Origin of the sequence: Spirulina sp. 06S082 (assembly GCF_034932145.1) — a bacterium.
Lineage (GTDB): Bacteria > Cyanobacteriota > Cyanobacteriia > Cyanobacteriales > Spirulinaceae > CCY15215.
In genome coordinates, this window is record NZ_JAYGHV010000126.1 from 18,597 (window position 1) to 38,621 (window position 20,025).

Below are 20,025 nucleotides of genomic sequence, written 5' to 3' on the forward strand. Positions count from 1 at the left end.
AGTAGATAGTCTACTCAATTAGGAGACGATATTCATAAAGTTTTTTATAGTAAGGAAGGCAGAACTCATAACTTTGCCTTAAATGTTCATTATCTTTAATAATAACATAGTCTCTATTTATCCTTTCTTTAAATTCCGTACTGGATTGCACATAAGTATGCCAACCTCCTTCCCATTGATTAATTTCGGATTGAGGCTCGGGTTTCCATTCTAAAGATTCTTCAATAAATGGCAAATCTAGAGCCTTACAATAAGCCTGAATGGTTGCTTTTGGTTTTTGTACTAAATCATCTGAATCTATCAATACTGGAGCATTTCCTCTCATTTTTCTCACTATTTCAAACAACTGATAGAGTGAAGTATATCCAGCTTCTTTCTGGTTAAAATCAGGCCATCCATTGAAAAGTGATGGCAGAGATTTTGCTGGATTTCTGATTAAAAAGGTATTTTCAAAATGAGATAAAAATTTCGGACTGACTATAGGATCGATATGATAGGCCATATCTTTGATAAAAACAGGTTGCTTTTCATTTTCTTGCTTTAATTTTTCTAGGACGGAGTTAAAACTATTACTAGGATCTAACTCTGCCTCTAGATAGCGAGTTGTATTGCAACGATCCGGACTATAGTAAAAAGATAAACCAAAAGGCTCGTCACATACCAAAAAATCCCCTCTTTCGCGCATCATACGTTCAAATGCAGTAGAGGTAGATCGAGGTATTGCCCACAAAGCTAATATTTTTTTCACTTTTTTCTTGTTCTAGCAGTTTTCTAAAATCTTTTTATGTTTTAAGTTACTTTCCTGTAGACATGATATTGCCGACACGGAGTTATACACTGAAATTCAAAACTACATTCATCTAATAATATCTTCGCCGTTGATTCCGATAAAAGTTGATACCTGCAAGTTTGCTCTGCTATGATGGATCGGTCTCGACGAAAACTATATTTTTTGTCAAACTTACTATGAGGCAATGGAAATATTTCTTGACAGTAAGTTACTTCATCTGCTAAATCTTGTTCGTAATTCTTATGGACACCTTGAACGCTCAAAATCAATCTTCCTTCAGTATTCAAATGATTTGCTACACTATGAAAACTCTTGATAATATCTTGTATTTTGGGTATATGACTGCAAAAGATATATTCTTTTTGATCGCTCTCAATGAAATACCAGATTCCTCCATTTGAAAAAGCAGCATCAAACTTTTTCTCTAAATCCATGTGCAATATATTTTCATGATGTAAAGCAATATTATTTCCTAGGCGTTCTTGGGATTTTTCTAACATCGCTTCGGTAAAATCGATTCCCACAAAATCAATTTCTGGCATTTTTTTGATTAACTGTTCCGCTATTAACCCAGTACCTACACCCAGTTCCAGAACAGAACTACAGGAGTGGAGTACCTCAGCCAGAGCATTACTTTGAGCTTTGTAATCATAGTAACCTGATGTCATTAAAAGATCGTAATACTCGACGATACCAGTATACTTATTTACCTGTTTTACTTCCATTTTTTCAGTTCAGGGGTACTTAAGGTTTAAGGTTTTTGAGCCAAACTACTTCGTCATCATAACATAAACGTCTAATGTTTTAAAAATAGACAACCCAATAATTTTGATAATTCCTTCTTCTGTCTTTCTCTACTGAAATGGGAAAATCCAGCACTGAAAGAACTCTTCTCTCCTCTCGGTACAGTGAAAACCGAGAAACAGAAACATCCAAACGAGCAAACCCGTCTATCATTTAATTAAGTTCTTGCTCCCCTTGCCGTCTTCAATATCTGCCATGTCTTCTGTGTTTCAGGAATTTCAACTCTCCATCACACCTCTAGGAAGCGACGATTATCTGGTACGCACCGAGAAAGTCGCCCCAGGAGTGCCTCTTGCAGAAGAACGCTTGCACTGGCCGGTAGGAACGTGGCTCGATCGCGCTAAAAAGTTAATGAATGATCCCCTGCTTAATCTCATGCAGGAGGACGGATCGCCTCAAGATGATTTTCTCTTTATCACCGGACAACTCAACAATGGCAATACTCAAGAAGCAATCTTAAACCTTGCCAGTTTGGGACGGAATCTTTATGAAGAACTGTTTCAAGGTAGCCTGCGGGATAGCTGGATCGCTGCCCAAAGTATTGCCTATCACCATCGATCAGTCCTACGTTTGCGCTTGGGAATGAAAGGAAGTCGCCTTTCGCGCATTCCTTGGGAAGTCCTCCACGCTAACCGTAATGAGTTGGGAGAATCCCTTTTTCAACCCCTCGCGACGGGTACCGATATTGCCTTCTCTCGCTATCAAATGGGGAGTCCTTTCGCTGCTAATGCCCAACAATTGACCGTTAATAAGGAACGACCTTTACGGATTTTAATGGCGATCGCGGAACCTGATGACCAAGATAATCTCGCCTTACAACAAGAAGCCCTCAACCTCAAAGCGGAACTGGAACGCAATGCCCGAGAAGGCTTTCCTCAGCTAGAATTAACGATTCTCGAACAACCGGGACGAGAAGAATTAACTCAAGCCTTAGAACAGGGTAACTATCAAGTTTTTCACTATGCCGGTCATAGTAACTTAGGAGAGTCTGGCGGTGATGTTTATTTGGTTAGCAATACCACAGGATTGACTGAACGCCTCTATGGGAAGGATTTAGCGGGTTTATTGGCGAATAATGGCATTCAATTGGCGGTTTTCAATTCTTGTCGTAGTGCAGATACTGCTTTGGATGAAGAGAAAGAGGATGGGGAAGCCGGCGATCGCAATCTTGCCAGAACGTTAGTTAAACGAGGAATTCCCGCAGTTTTAGCAATGGCGGAACGTATTCCCGATGAAGTTGCTCTCACTTTAACTCGCCTTCTCTATCGCAATCTTGTTTGCAGTTATCCCATCGATCTGAGTCTCTCTCGGGCGCGACAGGGGTTAATCTCGGCTTACGGTTCCAATCAGTTATACTGGGCGCTTCCTGTTCTCTATCTTCATCCTGACTTTGACGGGGTTTTAGTGACGGGACAAGGCAAAATAGAGGGGTTCGATCCTTTGGATTTTTACGATCTCGAAGAAATGCCCATGACGGGGGAAACCGCATGGTTAGAAGATGATTTAGCCGATGATTTTGAAGATTTTACCGAAGATGATGATTATTTAGCTCCTTCTTCTCCTAATGATAAAGCCGATACTTTCTACGAACGCACAAATGATACACCCGGACGTGCAAGCGATCGCCTTCCTCTTGATGAAACAACAATAGCAGAGGAAGAAAGTTTTGTTCGTAATATTTTAAGTGACTTTGAAGAGGAGAAGGAGGAAGAAGGAACTGAGGGCAATCACTCACCTGTTACTCATCACACATCACCTATTGAGGAGCAGTCATCACAATCTACAACTCAAGCAAAGGGCAAAAAAAATCCCCTTCAGATTGCTTTGTTGGCTGGATTGGGGGCGATCGCGATCGCCGGGGGCAGTTTGGGGACTTGGTATGCTTATAATACTTACTCGAATTCCAATCAACTCCCCACAACACTTAATGCAGATATTCCCCTCAATGGAGAAGAGTTAGACTTTCAAGATATTAATACAGATCGCGTCACCAGTTTGGCGATCGAGCAATTTAGTACAGGTAATTTAAGCACCGGATCGGCCGCAGTTCGTGCTTTACTCGATCGAAATGCCCTTCCCTTCGCTGCATCTGCTTTAGCGGTCGTTCCCACAGCACAACTCGACGAACCAGAAATTAGTTTTTTGCGCGGACGGTTAGCATGGCAAGCTGTCTTTACAGGAGACGACACTTATCATATCACTGATGCCCGTCGTTATTGGGAGATTGCAACAAAAGGACAACCCGATGCGATCGCCTACAAAAATGCCTTGGGGTTTGCTTACTACGCAGAAGGGCAAACAAATCGTGCCAATCAAGTTTGGTATGATGCCCTAGCATTAAGCGACACGCAAACGGAAAATCCTGATTTATTACAAAATCCCGATATTCTCAATACCTATGCCGGGTTAGCATTAGGATTGCAAAAACTTTCAACAGAAGCGTCACCCGAACAAGCTAAAATTCTTGCAGATAAGGCGCGAAAATTACGACAAACTGTCATGAATGCAGCACCTCTTCAATTTCAAGCACAAGGATTGAGTCGGAATTGGTTGTGGTCGGAACAAGCTATTCAAGATTGGCAAAAATTGTAGCGATCGCCTTATATGGTTTTGGCTGTATTGTCTCATATTTGATGAACTCTTCTAATTTAGGCGATCGCCAATCAATCAAAATATGACTGAAGATGCTATAAAAAAATATTAAAGTTAAATTCTACCTGAATTTTATGTCTGACGATCGCACTATTTCCAACGCCGTCGAAAAACTCTACGATACCTATCCTTTTCCCCCCGATGCTATGTCCGACGAAGCGCCACCGGGGTATAATTGGCGCTGGCATTGGACGGGTGCCTATAGTTTCTGTACGGGACAAAAACCCCCTCGTCAAGATATTCGCATTCTCGATGCAGGATGCGGGACGGGAGTGGGGACAGAATATTTAGCGCATTTGAATTCTCAAGCGGAAGTGGTGGCTGTTGATTTAAGTTCGGGTGCGTTAAATATTGCTCAAAAAAGATGCAAGGGTTCAGGGGTAGATCGCGTCGAATTTCATCATCTCAGTCTCTACGATGTGGCGCAAATTTCTGGAGAATTTGACCTGATTAATTGTGTGGGAGTGTTACATCATTTACCCGATCCCGTGAGGGGAATTCAAGCCTTAGCGAAAAAGTTAGCGCCAGGGGGATTATTTCATATTTTTGTTTATGCAGAATTGGGACGCTGGGAAATTGCCTTAATGCAGGAGGCGATCGCCTTGCTACAAGGAGAGAAGCGCGGCGATTATAGCGATGGGGTCAAAGTTGGACGAGATGTTTTTTCTTCCCTTCCCGAAGATAATCCTTTAGTACAGCGAGAAAAAACGCGCTGGTCAATGGAAAATCACAAGGATGAAAGTTTTGCAGATATGTACGTTCATCCTCAAGAAGTTGATTATAATATTAACACTTTATTCGAGTTAATTGATGCTTCTGGATTAGAGTTTATCGGCTTTTCTAATCCGCAATTCTGGCAGTTAGAACGCTTGTTAGGAAAATCCCCAGATTTAATGGCGAGGGCGAGTCAATTAGGGGAACGCGATCGCTATCGTCTCATCGAACTTCTCGACCCTAAAAATATTACCCATTATGAGTTTTTCTTGGGACGTTCTCCTCTGGTTAAAACGGATTGGTCCCAGGAAGAAACCTTTCTTTCTGGTATTCCAGAACTGCATCCCTGCATTCACGGCTGGCCGAGTCGAACCCTCTTTAATGCTGATTATGAATTAATTGATTTATCCGAACAAGACTTGACTTTTTTGCAAATCTGTGAAACGAACTCGCAAGCAAACAAAACATTAGGGGAAATTCTGGCAGAGAGTGCATTAAATCTAGAAGAAGCAAGAACGCTGTTTGCCAAACGGTTATTTGTTCTTGGGGTTTAATGGCGATCGCCGTGAAATAGAATTTCTCTTCTTTCTGCCCAAAGCAAAAATTTTGGTTATAATAGAAATCTCAGGGGGCCGCAACGGTTTCGACAGGTTGGCGAAATCTTACCCGTGATTCAGGTCGAGAGTGAGTCTCCTCTCGTAAATCAAAGGCTCAAACAAAATAGTAACTGCGAACAACATCGTTCCTTTCGCTCGTAAAGCTGCGCCTGTCGCTGCTTAATCTAAACCCATAAAACGGTTTCGAGCATCTGTGATTTGACTCCGTTAAGGATTACAGATAACAACCCCAACGGATGCACTTTTCAAGTTCCTCTGGTAGCTTGCTAAGTTAAGAACTCACTAGAGCATCCTAGCTTTCGGGATAATGAAAGTTCCCCGCTTCTAGGGTTAAAGAAGCTAAACCTGTGAACGATCGGAAAGTCAATACCCAGTCTGGACAGCAGTTCAACTCTGCTCGGCTCCACTTACCCACTATTTTTTTATCTGTAGGGGCTGCGTATTACGCCTCTTAGATTGTCCCTATGATAGTTTTGCTATGTTGGCCCCATATTATGTGTAGGGTGCATATGGCTTCCGCATATCCTCCACAAGTTTTTTGGCGAGGGCTATATTGGATTCGTCACGGGCAATAACCCATCGACCGTAACGCCTAGCTTGCGTTTTATCCGGCCCAACCCAGTAGCCATACATACAATTACCTTGTGCGCTGATTGTTTGAATAAAGCATCCGTGTGCGTTGGCTCCAGGACGTTTGGATGTCCACTGACCAATTATGTGAATATCGTTCTTAATTTCACCATATGCAGTATAGTCGTATTCTCTGCTGCTATCAGCATTCTTGATGCGTAGTTGAGATCGGAAAAAATCGAGAGTGAAAGTTAGTGTCTCTGTAACCCACGTATCTATTGGTTCATCAATGCCTTGGTAGTGTGACACCCAGTTTCCGAGGAGATGGGAGGTAAGTTGGCGTAATCGCCACCATTCTAAAATGGCTGGAAGCAGCCATTTTAGAAATGCGCCGAACGCTGCAGCTACAACGGTGATGAGTAGTTCAGTCATAATACTGTTCTGAAAGTTATATCAATATCCATCCGGTTGGTGTCACTTTACCACATTAAACCTTATGGGAAATATTGTCTGATAATATCCGCCATCTCTCCTGATTTTAAGGAGTATGCCAATCGGACGCAATTTGATAAAGTAAACTTAACAAAGATTTCCAAATCATTAAGTTTAGTTAAGGGAGAAAGTCTGTGAAAGCGATCGCCATTCTCGGTTCAACAGGTTCTATCGGTACGCAAACCCTCGATATCGTACAGCAATATCCCGATCGGTTTCGGGTTGTGGGTTTGGCTGCGGGACGGAATGTAGAATTATTGGTAGAACAAGTTCGTCAATTTAAACCAGAAATTGTCGCTATTCAGGATAAAACGAAATTTTCCGCATTGAAAGCGGCGATCGCTTCTCTTGACTATTCTCCCATTCTCCAAGCGGGGGAAGAAGGGGTGGTAGAAGTTGCGCGTTATGGCGACTCCCAAAGCGTTGTCACGGGAATTGTCGGTTGTGCGGGACTTTTACCCACTCTAGCAGCCATTGAAGCGGGGAAAGATATTGCTTTAGCAAACAAGGAAACCCTGATTGCTGGGGGTCCCGTTGTTTTACCTTTAGTGCAGAAACATGGAGTTAAATTGCTTCCCGCAGACTCAGAACATTCAGCAATATTTCAATGTTTGCAAGGCGTACCCGCAGGAGGACTTCGTAAGATTATTTTAACGGCTTCTGGGGGAGCTTTTCGGGATTTACCCGCAGAACAATTAGCTCAAGTTAAAGTTGCTGATGCGCTGAAACATCCTAACTGGACAATGGGACGAAAAATCACCATTGATTCGGCTACTTTGATGAATAAAGGTTTAGAGGTAATTGAAGCGCACTATCTCTTTGGCATGGACTATGATAATATTGATATTGTCATTCATCCTCAGAGTATCATTCACTCATTAATTGAAGTACAAGATACGTCAGTTTTAGCGCAATTGGGCTGGGCAGATATGCGTTTGCCTCTGTTATATGCTTTATCTTATCCAGAACGCCTCGCCACCAATTGGGAGCCATTAGATTTAGTTAAATTGGGGAGTTTGACCTTCAATGCCCCCGATCGCCAAAAGTATCCTTGTATGGATTTAGCTTATGCGGTAGGACGTGCTGGCGGTTCTATGCCTGCGGTTCTCAATGCTGCCAATGAACAAGTTGTTGCTCTATTTTTAGAAGAGAAAATCGGCTTTTTAGATATTCCTAAACTGATCGAAAAAGTATGCGATTGCTTCCAATCTCAAAATAGCCAAACTCCCTCACTAGATGATATTATTGCCGCCGATCGCTGGGCGCGTCAAGAAGCACTAAACGAAATGAAAAAATTATCCCAAGGCGATCGCGTTGTTGCAGTGATGAGTTAAAGAGTTTTTGGCTCGATGGATTGGCGATCGCTGTAAATAAACATTACATTTTCTCTAATCTTTCCCCTGCCTTGTATCCTAATAAGTAGGAGGATATTCTTTTCTTTTCAATCAATAATTTATCATGTCTAAAGATAACGTATTACAATTCTTGACAAAAGCAGCTAATAATCAACAACTTCAAGAGAAATTGGCCTTGAAACTTCATCCGGATGAGTTAGCTGCTCTTGGAAAAGAGGAAGGATTTGAGTTTTCGGCGGATGACGTAATGGCCGCTTTAACACACTTGCAAAAGCAACCTGGCTTTTTTAAAAAATTGGCAGAAGCAGCAGCAAGAACTTTTAGTCCCGCACCTGATGACTATCCCGCTACTGGCGTTCAGCCTTTTAGTGGTCGCAAAAAGTAAAATTACTTTTATTATTTTGTCGGGATATTACCTAGGATTTTCTCTGTAACATCCCGACAAAATTTCAGGAAATGCGATCGCAGACTTACATTAACTTGCTGATGAAACTGAGGTTTGTTGTTGAATGCGTTCCAACATTTGTTCTTTGTCTTTGCGGCGCTTTTTAGCATAAAGTTGAATAGACGCTATCATGGCGACAACTAGAGCAAAAATCAGCCATGTTGTTGTATCTAAAGGCAAATTACCTTTGAATACAGCCAAGAGAACAATGGTAATTAATAAAATCGTTGGTGCTTCATTTAAAGCGCGAAACTGTTGTCCTGTCCAGTTGCATTCTCCTTGCGCCAATTTTTTCATAATGCGTCCGCAGAAGAAATGATAGCCAATTAAGATCGCAACCAGAGAGAGTTTAATATGTAGCCAACCAGATTTTAAAATTTCAGGTTCCGTGGAAATCAACCCGATCGCCATTGCTACCGTGACCACCATCCCTGGCATAGTAATAATGTGATAAAGGCGCTTTTCCATAATTTCGTATTGCGCCTTGAGAATAGTTTGTGCGGGTTCGTCTCGTTGGGAGGCTTCTGCGTGATAGACAAAAAGACGAACTAAATAAAATAAGCCAGCAAACCAGACCACAACACCAATCAGGTGAAAGGCTTTAAACCAAAAATAAGCCATAAATTTTATTTCTTATCGAGCAACTCATCAAAGCGAGTGTAGAGCGTCGATTGAGTTGAACGAGCGATCGCGCAACAAAAGTTAAACTATCAAGCCAGTTTAGAGCATCCGCGCACCAGAGTTCAGGTGACGGGGATCACCCGGTGGGTAGTAACGCGATCGCGACAAAATAACTTTACGATCGCAAAAGAAAAAATTGGGGATCACAGTAAAAGCTACAAAAACGTAGGATATTAGAGGTAAGAGATAAAACATTTTAAATAAAACCTTTTCGTAAACACGCCATGAATACCAGAATTCGCGAACTCACCACCCAAATTCTTTCCTCTCGCACCATTTCTCAAATCGATCGCGAAAATATGTCCGCTCTCCTACGACGAGAAGACCTCAACGAAAACGATCGCACCTTAATCGAACGAATTTTCTACGGCGTTCGTCACGGGTTGTTAAAAACAGTAGAATAATATTCCCTTTTTATCCCTGTAATTATTCCTGTAATGATTCCCGTGGGCTTATGCCTGTTGTGCCAAATACCGCTCGATGAGAATAATCGCTACGATATCATCGACGGGACGAGGGGGAAGCCTCATACCGTGAGGGAGTAAGCGCATGAAGCCTCGAGGAGGATACATTTGCCAATAGCGATCGCGAGCCTCCAAAGAACTATTCTCCTCATCAATCATCTCGATGGGAAAATCTTGTCCTAATTCCGCCTTTAACTGTTTGTACCATTGTTGGGCGGTGGTGAGATTTCCCATCGCGATTTTTTGAATAGAGTATTGCTGACAAAATTGCCTCACCGTCGCGATCGCCTCTGGAGATTCAACCACACAATGAGTATAAATTTGGCGATTTTCATCCATAACTGCAAGCCCGCATTTATCCCGTCCGGGGTCGAATCCTAAAATCATGAGGTAGACTCAGAAGTAGTGCTAAAAATGACCTTATCATCGCTCAGAGCAATTAACTTCATTTTTAAAGGTCCGGCGGTATAAGTTTCATCGATGGCGATCGCTTGAATCTGCTCGATCGGTTCCGACGATTGGCTGAGGAGATCGATAAAATCCGAAAACGTCACCACTCTTCCCTCTTCAATCTGAATCGAGCCTAAAACCCCCGAGCGACGGGCGCGAAATTGAGCTTCGGAGAGGAGTATATTTAAGCGTTCTTTAACATCTTCTCGCGTGTTAGTATCGGTATCTACAGATACTGTAGCGATGGTTTCCCCTTCTCTAAAAATCCTTTCATTAAAAGCGACATCAGCAAACACCCGCACCCGTTCTTCTTGCTCCACATAATTTTCCGCCGAAAGAACCCGCACGACATACTCTTGACCATCCTGAATTCTTTCCAAAAGTTGCTCAACTTGTGCTTGGGTAATAAACACGACTCGTCCATCATTCTCCCCCTCACCATTTAGAGGGCGAACCGCTTCCTTCGCCCGGCGATTGGCTTCTTGTAGTAGGCGATCGACTGCACTGCGAGCGGCTGGTGGCTCAATAACGCGCAAAACAGCAAAACTCAACACTTCTCCCTTCACTAAAGCAACATTTCCTTGGCGTAAATTCTGACGATCTTCCTCAAGAAGCGAAACTTCTTCTTGGAGAAAAGAAAGTTGACGATCCAAACGTTCCAAGTTTTCTTCTTGACCTTGAAGAGCCGTATCCCGATCGGCGATCGCCGTATCGAGGTTTTGAATTTTACTATCTCGCTTGCTAATTTCAGCTTGCAAGAGATTGCGTTGGGTTTGCAAACTGGCCAGACGATTGGTGCGATCGCGCAGAATACCATCTTGGTCGGCAATTTTGCCATCGCGATCGCGAATCTTGCTATCTTGGTCGGCAATTTTGCCATCGCGATCGCGAATGGTGAGGTCCCTCTGTTTGACTTGTTCTTGGAGTTTGGGAATTTGAGCCACTAATTTTTCTCGTTGTACTCGAAGTTGTTTAACCTCACCGCCTAATTTTTGCGCTTGTTTAGTCGTCTCTTGATAGCGTTTCTCAACACGTTTCAAACCTTGCTCTACGCGCTCTTTATCTTGACTAACTTCTTGTAATGTTTGCGTGACTTGCTCTTGTTCCACAAAAGCCTGTGCTAATTCTTGCTGTGCCTTGTGGAGGTCTGTATAAATTTTATCTAAGCGAAAAACCCCATCCCGCAAAGACTCGCTCAGTGCAAAAATGATGCCGAGGGTAGATGCAGCAATACTCGTTCCCGTCACTACTGTCATAACAACTGCCGTTTTGCGAGGACGCAGCCCAAATAACCGCAAACGCGCTTTGCCAACCTTTGAACCAATGCGATCGCCCACAACGGCGAGAAAGCCGCCTAAAACCAATATGGCGAAAATGAGGACGTAAGCACTGGTCATAATGTTTTAGTTATAACCCACTAGGTAAACTGCTGGCTAAGAGCAACGGGGTTGTGAACGGTAATTTTTTTCTTGTGAATGGAGATCATTTCTTCTTGACGTAAATCTCCCAGTAATCGCGTGACCGTGACTCGAGTTGAACCGATCGCCTCGGCGATCGCCTGATGAGACAATTTTAGATCGACACGAATACCATCCGCCGTCGGTACGCCAAAATCGCGGCAGAGAATCAATAAAAAACTAACCAGTCTTGACCCCATATCTCGGTGTGCCAAAGTTTCGATCATCATCTCCGTTTGCAAAATCCGAGAGGAGAGTCCTTGCAGCATCAGCATCGCTAACTCTGGATTAGCTGTGAGGGCTTTTTTAACCTGCTCAATAGGTGCAGATAGTAACTCAACCGGGGTAAAAGCAACAGCATGATAGAAGCGATCGGATCGCTGTCCCGTAATGAGAGAAAGCACGCCAAAAACGCTATTTTCCCGCAGCAAAGCCACAGTAATCTCTTCTCCGGCTTCATAAACCCGCGACAATTTCACCGCACCTTTGAGCAGAAAATAAACTCGTTCAGCCGGATCGCCAGGAAAAAATATCGTTTTACCTCGCTCGCAGCTTTCTACAATTGGCGGAAATGAACCACCTCCGACTTGACGGAATACGGATGCTAGAGATTGAGTTTGAGTGGGGGAAAATTCCATTGCCAACGTTCGAGAAAAAAAGGTCTAGATTAAAGCGCTTGGATTATCGATAACTTTAACCTATCTTTGTCGCTTTGTCGATCGTCGGTAATTAGGAATGAGTAAATTACTCCCCCCACTCCCCACCCTCCCCCCACTCCCCACACTCCCCCCACTCCCCCAACTCCCCACACCCCCCCAACTCCCCACACTCCCCACACCCCCTCTTCCCCTCTTCCCCCCTTGCCTGTACTCTGGAATATTGGGTCAATTGATTTTAGAGAATTACTAGGCGATCGCAATGTTATTAGATTTAACGGGAAAAAAAGCACTGGTTACGGGTATTGCCAACAATCGCTCCATTGCATGGGGCATCGCCCAACAACTGCACGCTGCTGGGGCTGAGTTGGGGGTAACTTTTTTGCCGGATGAAAAGGGACGATTTGAAAAAAAGGTCAGGGAATTAGTCGAACCTCTCAACCCGACAGTTTTTGTTCCCTGTAATGTTCAGGATGACGAGCAAATCGAGACGGTTTTTAAGACGATCGCGGACAAATGGGGAAATCTTGATATTTTGATCCACTGTTTGGCTTTTGCCAACCGAGATGACCTATCGGGAGATTTTAGCAGTACTTCCCGAGGCGGATTTTCGACAGCGTTGGAAATTAGTAGTTATTCTTTGCCCGCATTGGCGAAAGGGGCAAAACCGTTGATGATGGAAAATGGCGGCGCGATCGTAACCCTTACCTATTTGGGAGGGGTAAAGGTAATCCCCAATTATAATGTCATGGGGGTGGCAAAAGCAGCGCTAGAAACGAGCGTGCGCTATTTAGCGGCAGAAATGGGGCCGAATAATATTCGCGTTAATGCAATTTCAGCCGGACCGATTCGCACGTTAGCTTCTTCGGCAGTTGGCGGTATTCTAGATATGATTCACCATGTTGAGGAAGTTGCCCCCCTACGACGGACGGTGACACAGCAAGAAGTGGGCAATGCAGCAACGTTTTTGTGTAGCGATCTCGCGAGTGGGATTACTGGACAAGTGCTTTATGTTGATTCTGGCTACGAAATTATGGGGATGTAATGGGTAATTGATAATTGATAATGGGTAATTGATAATTGATAATTGATAATGGGTAATCGAAAAGAGAAAAAAATGTCTAGCGATACTCCCCGCATGGCTTCTGTCCATCGGACGACGAAGGAAACCGATGTGCGGGTGAGTTTGAGTTTGGATGGGACGGGGAAATGTACGGCTAAGACTGGTATTCCCTTTCTCGACCACATGATTCAGCAAATTTCCTCTCATGGATTGTTGGATCTGGAGGTGGAGGCGACGGGGGATATTGAAATTGACGACCATCACACGAATGAGGATGTGGGGATTACTTTAGGGATGGCTTTGGCGGAGGCACTGGGCGATCGCAAGGGAATTCACCGTTTTGGACATTTTCTCGCCCCTCTCGATGAGGCTTTAGTGCAGGTGACTCTCGATTTTTCTGGAAGACCTCACCTGAGTTATGGATTGGATATTCCCACTCAGCGCGTAGGAACTTATGATACTCAGTTAGTGCGAGAATTTTTTGTGGCAGTAGTTAATCATTCTCAAATGACGTTACATATTCGCCAGTTGGACGGTATTAATTCTCATCATATTATCGAAGCGACATTTAAGGCTTTTGCGCGGGGGATGCGAATGGCGATCGCGATCGATCCGCGTCGGTCGATGCAAATTCCCAGTTCTAAAGGGGTGTTGTAAACTGGAAAGATTAGACTTGTTGTGACAAATAAATTTTGGCACGTTCCCAGAGGCGATCGAGTTCTGCTAAACTGTATTCCGTGAGAGGGCGATCGGCGAAGTTTTCCATTTTTTGTAAACGCTGTACAAAGCGCTGATTTGTCCCTTGTAAGGCTTGAGATGGATCGAGATCGTACCAACGGGCAATATTAATGACTGTAAACAATAAATCGCCTAATTCAGCTTGTTGATGTTCTTTATTTTCACTGGCTAAGGCTTCTTGAAATTCTCCTAACTCTTCTTGAAACTTGCCCCAAACATCTTCAATTTTATCCCATTCAAACCCCATCGAAGCTGCTTTTTTCGACATTTTCATGCTGGCTGTTAAAGGGGGAAGAGTGCGAGAATAGCGATCTAATTTGCGGCTGAGAAGTTGTGCTTCTGCGACAGTCTCTCCTTTTTCTGCGGCCTTAATTTCTTGCCAATTTTGCTTAACCTCTCCCACACTTTCCACTTCTAGATCGCCGAAAACATGAGGATGACGGCGAATTAGTTTTTCACCAATCCCCCGCGCCACTTCTGCTAGAGTAAAGTCTTCGTATTCTTGGGCAATTTGTGCTTGTAGGACAACCTGGAGAAGTAAGTCCCCCAATTCTTCCGCGATCGCCTCCCGATCGCCGCTTTGAATTGCTGCAACGGTTTCATAAGCCTCCTCAATAATATAGGGGATCAGCGTTTGCGGAGTTTGTTCGAGGTCCCAAGGACAGCCACCATGCGGCGATCGCAATTTAGCAACAATATCGATTAATTCTTGCAAGGCATTAAGGGTATTTTGGTTGGACATAAATTTGAGCCTACTTATTCATAAATTAAGGTACCATTACCGGCAATGACTTCACCGATCGCATAGCCCTCGAAACCGCGATCGCCGAACCATTTTACTGCATCTTCAGCCTGTTGAGGGGGAACGATAATAATATATCCCAACCCCATATTAAAGGTTTCAAACATGGCATTTTGGGAAACTTCTCCCCGATCTGCCAACCATTGAAACACCGGGGGAACCTTCCAAGTTGCGCGATCGATCCTGACGGATCGATCGGCATTGAAACACCTCGGCAGATTTTCCGGCAACCCACCCCCGGTAATATGCGCCATTCCATGAATATCGAGGGACGATCGCAGGGCTTCAAGAATAGGTTTGACATAAATCCGGGTAGGAGTGAGAAAAATTTCCCCTAAACTTTGACCCCCTAATATTTCTGGGCGATCGTGCCAACTCAATCCCTGTATTTCCATCACTTTACGCACTAGGGAAAAACCGTTACTGTGAAGTCCGCTACTGGCTAAGGCGATCGCGCGATCGCCTATTTCTACGCGGGAACCGTCTAATAAGCGATCCTTCTCCACAATGCCTACACAAAACCCTGCCAGATCGTATTCCCCAACCGGATAAAAACCAGGCATTTCGGCGGTTTCTCCCCCCAACAGCGCACAACCACTCTCGCGACAACCCGAGGCAATTCCTGCCACAACTTCTGCCAATTGTTCCGATTCTAACTTACCTGTGGCCACATAATCCAAGAAAAAAAGTGGTTCTGCCCCTGTTGTGAGAATATCGTTAACACACATAGCAACCAAATCGATGCCGATGGTATCGTGACGGTTGATCGCATTGGCAATTTTTAACTTGGTTCCTACGCCATCGGTCCCAGAAACCAAAACAGGTTTTTCATACCCCGTCGGCAATTGAAAACACCCGGCAAACCCCCCCAAAGCCCCTAAAACTTCGGGACGGTGGGTGCTTTTTACATCTTGGCCAATGCGATGGACAAAGGCGCGGCCTGCCTCTACATCAACCCCTGCTGCTCGGTAATCCATCAAAGTCCCCCAAGATAATGCGATCGTAAGACAATAGTACCAAAGCGGGACATTATCGATCGCTAAGATTATGATAATGTTTAAGGGGCAAAGAATTCATTGATAATTGTTCCTTGAAAAGCGCTCTTTTGCCTTTTGAAAAGCCTCTCCCATCACTTCTTGAATTCGTGCGGGATCGGGTATTTTCCCACCCATCAAATCGCCAAAATAAACGCAAGCTCCCTCACCTAAAGCTAGGGTATAAGCTGCTGCCCAAGATGCAGCGATAACGCTACCAAACCCAGGTATAAACTTAATTAACTCTCGCCCGATCGCCTGTGCCAAAAATCCCCCGGCGATGGCACTCACAATTCCTCCGGCTTGGGAAGGAGTCAAGGTTTGCCCGTATAATTTTCCCAAAACTCCTACCATCGATACTTGCAATGCCGTTAAAACAGGCATGGTTGCAAAAGGCAAAGGAACCGCCGCTAAAGTTGCCGCGATCGCCACAAATGCAGTAATATAACGCCGTCCTACATCCCGATATAAATTCCCCAACTCTTTCCCCCCCGTCTCATCCAACAACTGATAAATCATGCGGGCTTCTGCTTCGGGCAAAAGATCGGCGAGGGCATCCCGCAATGCTTCTAACCCATAAAATACAGGGGTGTAGCCATCTTCTTCTAAGGTAAAATCAATAAGGACAGTGCGATCGCAAAGCCCTTTAAAGGCTTCTTGCAGGGCATGATAAGGGCGATCGCAGGCTTCTAAGCTGGGAGGATAGGGGGGATGATCTGCGACTTCAGCCGGATAGACTTCATGCAGGCACGTCACCACCAGCAAACAGGGAATGTGAGAGTATTTTTGGCGCAATTTCTCAGTAATGTCTCGCAAAGTGGCGATCGCAAAGTCATTAATTTTAACCGTAAGAATGAGAATTCTAGCGTGACGGCTTTCCTGTTGTAGATCGTCGATCAATTCCACGACGATCGCATCGGTATCTTGTCCGATATCTCCCAGTCCTACGGTATCGGTAAACACCAGTAAGGGTAAATCGTCGGAGGGGTAAGCATAACGTTGAGTGTGTTGGGTATGAGGGCGAAACCCCTGCCCAATAATTTCCACGGAAACCCCCGTTAGTCCCCGTACAATTGAACTTTTCCCGGCTTGAGGTTTGCCAATTAATAAGGCTTCTGTGGTGGGTAAACGCGATCGCACTTCTGCCAGAATTTCCGCAAGGCGATCGTCACTGACCCTAAATAAATCTATCACTTTTTTGGCCGCGCGATCGACGGGTAGAAGCTGAGTAAAGCGGTTTTTGGTGGACTGCAAAACTCTCACAAGTCGATTTTCTCTCTTGGGAGTCTCTGTGATGGGGTCTTCTGTATCCAATTCGGTCATAATTTCTGTTTTTTGGCTGCAAGCTGCGAGTTTTACGGAATTTTTCCTAAAATTCTTGTAGAAAGTTATAGCACTTCATGATTTAAGGATAGTGAAACGTAACAAGCAAGTCTTTTGTCATTCTGCGATCGCCTCCCCGCAAAAATTATCGGTTTTGCAGATATGCAGAAAGCAAACATTCAGAAAATGGGGCAGAGTTTTTCTGTGTTTGAGTCCCCTCCTCTTAGCAAGTTGCCAAGTTAGCTTGCAAATTCCCAAACTGGATGGAGAACAACAAGCTAAATTTTACATTCAAACTGTCACCCGAGGACAAGAGGCTTATTATAAAACCAATGGTGAATTAACGGCATCTTTAAAAGAGTTAGCGATCGATTTTAAGTTAAATACACCGGACTATAAATTTGAGATTCTTTCCCACGGCGATCCTACTCATAGCGTTACCATGACTGCAACGGCACAAAAAGAAAATTTGCATAGTTATACGGGAATTGTTTACGGTCAAAAAGAGGGAGATAATTACGAAGCAGTGGTTAATATGTGCCAGACAGAACAGCCATCTACTATTGCACCTAAATTAGACACAAAACCTATTGCAAATAAAGCCTTAGATTGCCCTGCTGGATCGATTCCTATGCAATAGGTGATAGGTGATAGGTGATAAGTGATAGAAGAAATTCTATACTATGCCTTCCAAAAATTCACCCGCCAAACTGAAGTTTATGGCGGGTGAAGGGTGTTCAGAGATATATAATCTAAATTGTAGGGTTTAGCTCATTGTGGCGTTGCTGCGATCGTAGGATACTCGGGAGGCTGAACTTGGCTTACCTTGAATTCTGTTAGAGTATTCCCCCGTGTCAATGTCCAGACCGATTTCAGCAGCCGCGCGTCCTAACATAGACTCTTGACGATTGCGGATCAGTTGAGTATGACGCATCATTAAAGCGCGAGCCTGATTTTTGGTATCCATAATTTTAAAACCTCCGGATTGCCGATCTTGTGAAACAATTACTGTTTTTTGCTTACTTTTCACTATATCCGAAAATTCTGTAAAATTGGATACAAAACTTGTTTTGTTAAATAAAATTAACAATTTCTTTGACTTTGAGGGCGATCGCTTATTCTCCAGACCAGAAAAAAATCGGTACAATGGGCAAGGGTGCAAGTGTTAGAGATAATATAACGAGGATAGCGATCGCCGATCGTCTAGTTCCTCCCGAGAAGACTGAATCGTTGAGCAATAATATTTTTAATAGACACTAATGAACCCTTGTCAAGTAATTTCAAGATATTTGTCTCCGGTGATGGCGATCGCACTCTTATCACTCATTTCCGAGAAGGCGATCGCCATCACCCCCGCAGCCGATGGCACGGGAACGCAAATTACCCACAATGGCGATCGCTATGATATTAGTGGGGGGAGTATTTCGGGGGATGGAAGCAATCTTTTTCATAGTTTTGACCAATTTTGTCTAAATGCCAATGAAATCGCTAATTTCCTTTCAAATCCGCAAATTAGCAACATTCTTGGAAGAGTCACGGGAGGCGATCCGTCTATTATTAATGGGTTAATTCAAGTGACGGGGGGAAACTCTAACTTGTATTTAATGAACCCGGCGGGTATTGTTTTTGGACAAGGGGCAAGTTTAAATGTAGGGGGAGATTTTTTCGCGACAACTGCGACAGGAATTGGCTTTAATGGCAATTGGTTTGAGGCGATAGGAAGTAATAATTATGCAGATTTGCAGGGAGATCCGAATCAATTTGCTTTCGATCTTGTCCAACCTGGTTCTATTGTTAATGTGGGAAACTTGTCCGTTGGAGAAGGACGAAATTTGACTCTATTGGGAGGGATAGTTGTTAATACGGGAACGTTAACTGCACCGGGAGGAAATATTGCGATCGCCGCCATTCCAGGAACGAGTTTAGTCCGCATTTCTCGTCTTGGGACTCTGTTAAGTTTAGAAATCGAAGCGCCTCGGGATGTTAAGGGAAATCTTATCACTTTTGATGCGCTCGATCTGCCGGAGTTACTAACGGGAACTTCCCCAGAGATAGAAACGAATTTAGCAGTAGCGGGGCAAAATGTGCAGACTTTAGCAGGAACAGTGATTCCTATTTTAGCGGGAACGGCGATCGCCAAAGGAACTCTAGATGTGTCGTCAGAAGTGGGGGGAAATATCTATATTTTGGGCGATCGCGTGGCTGTAGTTGATGATGCTTTGTTGGATGCTTCGGGAGATTTTGGTGGCGGAGAAGTGCGAATTGGGGGGGATTTTCAAGGAACAGGAAATGTTTATAATGCTGACTATACTTACATTGGTTTTGAGGCTCAGATTTTAGCCGATGCTCTTTTAGAAGGTGATGGAGGGATGGCGATCGCATGGGCAGATAAAACAACTCGATTTTACGGTGAAGTGAGTGCTAAAGGTGGCAGAATTTTCGGCAATGGTGGGTTTGTAGAAATTTCTGGAAAAGAAAATCTTGCCTTCAATGGTGATATTAATGTTAGTGCATCTCAAGGACAAAACGGTACAATTTTATTCGATCCCAGAGATATTATTATTGAACCTAACGATGCTGTTGCTGACGATAATGCTCAACTGGTTGATAACCAAATTTTATTTGCAGATGGTGGAGGGGCTACTGACTTTGTAATTGATGATTCGTTTCTTCGGGGCTTAACAGGAAATGTTATCTTGCAAGCTCAGAGAAATATAACATTTCAGTCTGGAGTTGCTCTAACTGGAGGTAATCTCTTAAATCAAAACTTGACTTTGCAAGCAGGTAATGATATTACAATTCAGGAGAATTTAGAGTTTTCTACTGGAAATACTTTAAGTATGAGTGCAGGAGCAAATATTTCCGTTCAAGACATTACAGGGTTTGCTATGGGAAATATCAATTTAACCAGTACGAAT

20 protein-coding genes and 1 other RNA gene are annotated in these 20,025 nt (G+C 43.8%); 10 read left to right on the top strand and 11 right to left on the bottom strand.

What is annotated here, in order from left to right; genetic code table 11:
• Nucleotides 1-10 precede the first annotated feature (10 nt).
• Both VB714_RS08295 and VB714_RS08300 read right to left on the bottom strand, forming a co-directional pair.
• Nucleotides 11-748, bottom strand: a complete 738-nt coding sequence (locus VB714_RS08295) for a hypothetical protein (protein ID WP_323223032.1) — start codon at nucleotides 746-748, stop codon at nucleotides 11-13.
• 41 nt (nucleotides 749-789) lie between these two features.
• Nucleotides 790-1,515: a class I SAM-dependent methyltransferase gene (locus VB714_RS08300; RefSeq protein WP_323223034.1), complete on the bottom strand. Its 726-nt coding sequence runs from the start codon at nucleotides 1,513-1,515 to the stop codon at nucleotides 790-792.
• 274 nt (nucleotides 1,516-1,789) lie between these two features.
• On the opposite strand from VB714_RS08300, the gene VB714_RS08305 reads away from it, so the two are divergent.
• From VB714_RS08305 to ssrA, 3 genes are all read left to right on the top strand, one after another.
• Nucleotides 1,790-4,186, top strand: coding sequence for a CHAT domain-containing protein (locus tag VB714_RS08305; RefSeq protein WP_323223036.1), 2,397 nt, complete (start codon nucleotides 1,790-1,792; stop codon nucleotides 4,184-4,186).
• Between the two features lie 134 nt (nucleotides 4,187-4,320).
• Nucleotides 4,321-5,514, top strand: coding sequence for a class I SAM-dependent methyltransferase (locus VB714_RS08310; protein ID WP_323223038.1), 1,194 nt, complete (start codon nucleotides 4,321-4,323; stop codon nucleotides 5,512-5,514).
• Nucleotides 5,515-5,588: 74 nt separating this feature from the next.
• Nucleotides 5,589-5,986: a transfer-messenger RNA gene (gene ssrA, locus VB714_RS08315) on the top strand.
• Nucleotides 5,987-6,069: 83 nt separating this feature from the next.
• Here ssrA and VB714_RS08320 read toward each other — a convergent pair.
• Entirely contained in the window at nucleotides 6,070-6,579 is a 510-nt protein-coding gene (locus VB714_RS08320) for a hypothetical protein (RefSeq protein WP_323223040.1), read from the bottom strand.
• 194 nt (nucleotides 6,580-6,773) lie between these two features.
• Between VB714_RS08320 and dxr the strand changes: the two genes are divergently transcribed.
• Together dxr and VB714_RS08330 are read left to right on the top strand one after the other, a co-directional pair.
• Entirely contained in the window at nucleotides 6,774-7,973 is a 1,200-nt protein-coding gene (gene dxr / locus VB714_RS08325; protein WP_323223042.1) for a 1-deoxy-D-xylulose-5-phosphate reductoisomerase, read from the top strand.
• Nucleotides 7,974-8,097: 124 nt separating this feature from the next.
• Complete coding sequence (locus VB714_RS08330) at nucleotides 8,098-8,379, top strand: Nif11-like leader peptide family natural product precursor (protein ID WP_323223044.1); 282 nt, start codon at nucleotides 8,098-8,100, stop codon at nucleotides 8,377-8,379.
• Nucleotides 8,380-8,469: 90 nt separating this feature from the next.
• Here the strand turns inward: VB714_RS08330 and hemJ are convergent, their stop codons facing one another.
• Nucleotides 8,470-9,060 (bottom strand): protoporphyrinogen oxidase HemJ, encoded by a 591-nt coding sequence (gene hemJ / locus VB714_RS08335; protein ID WP_323223046.1) that lies wholly within the window; start codon nucleotides 9,058-9,060, stop codon nucleotides 8,470-8,472.
• 284 nt (nucleotides 9,061-9,344) lie between these two features.
• Here hemJ and VB714_RS08340 point away from each other — a divergent pair, with 284 nt between their 5' ends.
• Nucleotides 9,345-9,524: a hypothetical protein gene (locus VB714_RS08340; protein WP_323223048.1), complete on the top strand. Its 180-nt coding sequence runs from the start codon at nucleotides 9,345-9,347 to the stop codon at nucleotides 9,522-9,524.
• 48 nt (nucleotides 9,525-9,572) lie between these two features.
• Here the strand turns inward: VB714_RS08340 and VB714_RS08345 are convergent, their stop codons facing one another.
• From VB714_RS08345 to ntcA, 3 genes are read right to left on the bottom strand one after another with little or no spacing between them, the layout of a single operon-like run.
• On the bottom strand, nucleotides 9,573-9,971 hold the full coding sequence (locus VB714_RS08345) for a pre-16S rRNA-processing nuclease YqgF (RefSeq protein WP_323223050.1): 399 nt from the start codon (nucleotides 9,969-9,971) through the stop codon (nucleotides 9,573-9,575).
• Nucleotides 9,968-11,431 (bottom strand): DUF3084 domain-containing protein, encoded by a 1,464-nt coding sequence (locus VB714_RS08350; protein WP_323223052.1) that lies wholly within the window; start codon nucleotides 11,429-11,431, stop codon nucleotides 9,968-9,970. The genes VB714_RS08345 and VB714_RS08350 overlap by 4 nt, the downstream gene beginning before the upstream one ends.
• 20 nt (nucleotides 11,432-11,451) lie before the next feature.
• The gene (gene ntcA, locus VB714_RS08355) at nucleotides 11,452-12,129 is read right to left on the bottom strand and encodes a global nitrogen regulator NtcA (protein ID WP_204102135.1); all 678 of its coding nucleotides are present in this window, start codon (nucleotides 12,127-12,129) and stop codon (nucleotides 11,452-11,454) included.
• Nucleotides 12,130-12,409: 280 nt separating this feature from the next.
• Here ntcA and fabI point away from each other — a divergent pair, with 280 nt between their 5' ends.
• On the top strand, nucleotides 12,410-13,192 hold the full coding sequence (gene fabI / locus VB714_RS08360; RefSeq protein WP_323223055.1) for an enoyl-ACP reductase FabI: 783 nt from the start codon (nucleotides 12,410-12,412) through the stop codon (nucleotides 13,190-13,192).
• Nucleotides 13,193-13,240: 48 nt separating this feature from the next.
• Nucleotides 13,241-13,867, top strand: a complete 627-nt coding sequence (hisB, locus tag VB714_RS08365; RefSeq protein ID WP_323223057.1) for an imidazoleglycerol-phosphate dehydratase HisB — start codon at nucleotides 13,241-13,243, stop codon at nucleotides 13,865-13,867.
• Between the two features lie 10 nt (nucleotides 13,868-13,877).
• On the opposite strand, the gene mazG is transcribed toward hisB, so the two are convergent.
• The 3 genes from mazG to VB714_RS08380 form a co-directional block, all read right to left on the bottom strand.
• Nucleotides 13,878-14,690 carry a nucleoside triphosphate pyrophosphohydrolase gene (gene mazG, locus VB714_RS08370; protein ID WP_323223060.1) on the bottom strand — a complete coding sequence of 271 codons (813 nt, stop codon included), beginning with the start codon at nucleotides 14,688-14,690 and terminating at the stop codon, nucleotides 13,878-13,880.
• Nucleotides 14,691-14,704: 14 nt separating this feature from the next.
• Nucleotides 14,705-15,727, bottom strand: coding sequence for a phosphoribosylformylglycinamidine cyclo-ligase (purM, locus tag VB714_RS08375; protein WP_323223062.1), 1,023 nt, complete (start codon nucleotides 15,725-15,727; stop codon nucleotides 14,705-14,707).
• A gap of 96 nt (nucleotides 15,728-15,823) precedes the next feature.
• Nucleotides 15,824-17,107 (bottom strand): YcjF family protein, encoded by a 1,284-nt coding sequence (locus VB714_RS08380; RefSeq protein ID WP_323223064.1) that lies wholly within the window; start codon nucleotides 17,105-17,107, stop codon nucleotides 15,824-15,826.
• A gap of 91 nt (nucleotides 17,108-17,198) precedes the next feature.
• On the opposite strand from VB714_RS08380, the gene VB714_RS08385 reads away from it, so the two are divergent.
• Complete coding sequence (locus tag VB714_RS08385) at nucleotides 17,199-17,747, top strand: type IV pilin-like G/H family protein (protein ID WP_323223066.1); 549 nt, start codon at nucleotides 17,199-17,201, stop codon at nucleotides 17,745-17,747.
• Nucleotides 17,748-17,873: 126 nt separating this feature from the next.
• On the opposite strand, the gene VB714_RS08390 is transcribed toward VB714_RS08385, so the two are convergent.
• On the bottom strand, nucleotides 17,874-18,074 hold the full coding sequence (locus tag VB714_RS08390; RefSeq protein WP_323223068.1) for a hypothetical protein: 201 nt from the start codon (nucleotides 18,072-18,074) through the stop codon (nucleotides 17,874-17,876).
• A 292-nt stretch (nucleotides 18,075-18,366) separates the two neighbouring features.
• Here VB714_RS08390 and VB714_RS08395 point away from each other — a divergent pair.
• The coding region (locus VB714_RS08395) for a filamentous hemagglutinin N-terminal domain-containing protein (RefSeq protein ID WP_323223070.1) at nucleotides 18,367-20,025 on the top strand (1,659 nt) is incomplete at its 3' end.

What these genes read in the sequence shown, in the direction of transcription:
- hisB (WP_323223057.1), top strand. Translation starts at nt 13,241, where the DNA reads ATGGGTAATCGAAAAGAGAAAAAAATGTCTAGCGATACTCCCCGCATG.
- ntcA (WP_204102135.1), bottom strand. Translation starts at nt 12,129, where the DNA reads ATGGAATTTTCCCCCACTCAAACTCAATCTCTAGCATCCGTATTCCGT.
- VB714_RS08300 (WP_323223034.1), bottom strand. Translation starts at nt 1,515, where the DNA reads ATGGAAGTAAAACAGGTAAATAAGTATACTGGTATCGTCGAGTATTAC.
- purM (WP_323223062.1), bottom strand. Translation starts at nt 15,727, where the DNA reads ATGGATTACCGAGCAGCAGGGGTTGATGTAGAGGCAGGCCGCGCCTTT.
- VB714_RS08390 (WP_323223068.1), bottom strand. Translation starts at nt 18,074, where the DNA reads ATGGATACCAAAAATCAGGCTCGCGCTTTAATGATGCGTCATACTCAA.
- VB714_RS08345 (WP_323223050.1), bottom strand. Translation starts at nt 9,971, where the DNA reads ATGATTTTAGGATTCGACCCCGGACGGGATAAATGCGGGCTTGCAGTT.
- VB714_RS08320 (WP_323223040.1), bottom strand. Translation starts at nt 6,579, where the DNA reads ATGACTGAACTACTCATCACCGTTGTAGCTGCAGCGTTCGGCGCATTT.
- VB714_RS08330 (WP_323223044.1), top strand. Translation starts at nt 8,098, where the DNA reads ATGTCTAAAGATAACGTATTACAATTCTTGACAAAAGCAGCTAATAAT.
- hemJ (WP_323223046.1), bottom strand. Translation starts at nt 9,060, where the DNA reads ATGGCTTATTTTTGGTTTAAAGCCTTTCACCTGATTGGTGTTGTGGTC.
- VB714_RS08350 (WP_323223052.1), bottom strand. Translation starts at nt 11,431, where the DNA reads ATGACCAGTGCTTACGTCCTCATTTTCGCCATATTGGTTTTAGGCGGC.
- VB714_RS08340 (WP_323223048.1), top strand. Translation starts at nt 9,345, where the DNA reads ATGAATACCAGAATTCGCGAACTCACCACCCAAATTCTTTCCTCTCGC.
- mazG (WP_323223060.1), bottom strand. Translation starts at nt 14,690, where the DNA reads ATGTCCAACCAAAATACCCTTAATGCCTTGCAAGAATTAATCGATATT.
- fabI (WP_323223055.1), top strand. Translation starts at nt 12,410, where the DNA reads ATGTTATTAGATTTAACGGGAAAAAAAGCACTGGTTACGGGTATTGCC.
- VB714_RS08380 (WP_323223064.1), bottom strand. Translation starts at nt 17,107, where the DNA reads ATGACCGAATTGGATACAGAAGACCCCATCACAGAGACTCCCAAGAGA.
- VB714_RS08305 (WP_323223036.1), top strand. Translation starts at nt 1,790, where the DNA reads ATGTCTTCTGTGTTTCAGGAATTTCAACTCTCCATCACACCTCTAGGA.
- VB714_RS08310 (WP_323223038.1), top strand. Translation starts at nt 4,321, where the DNA reads ATGTCTGACGATCGCACTATTTCCAACGCCGTCGAAAAACTCTACGAT.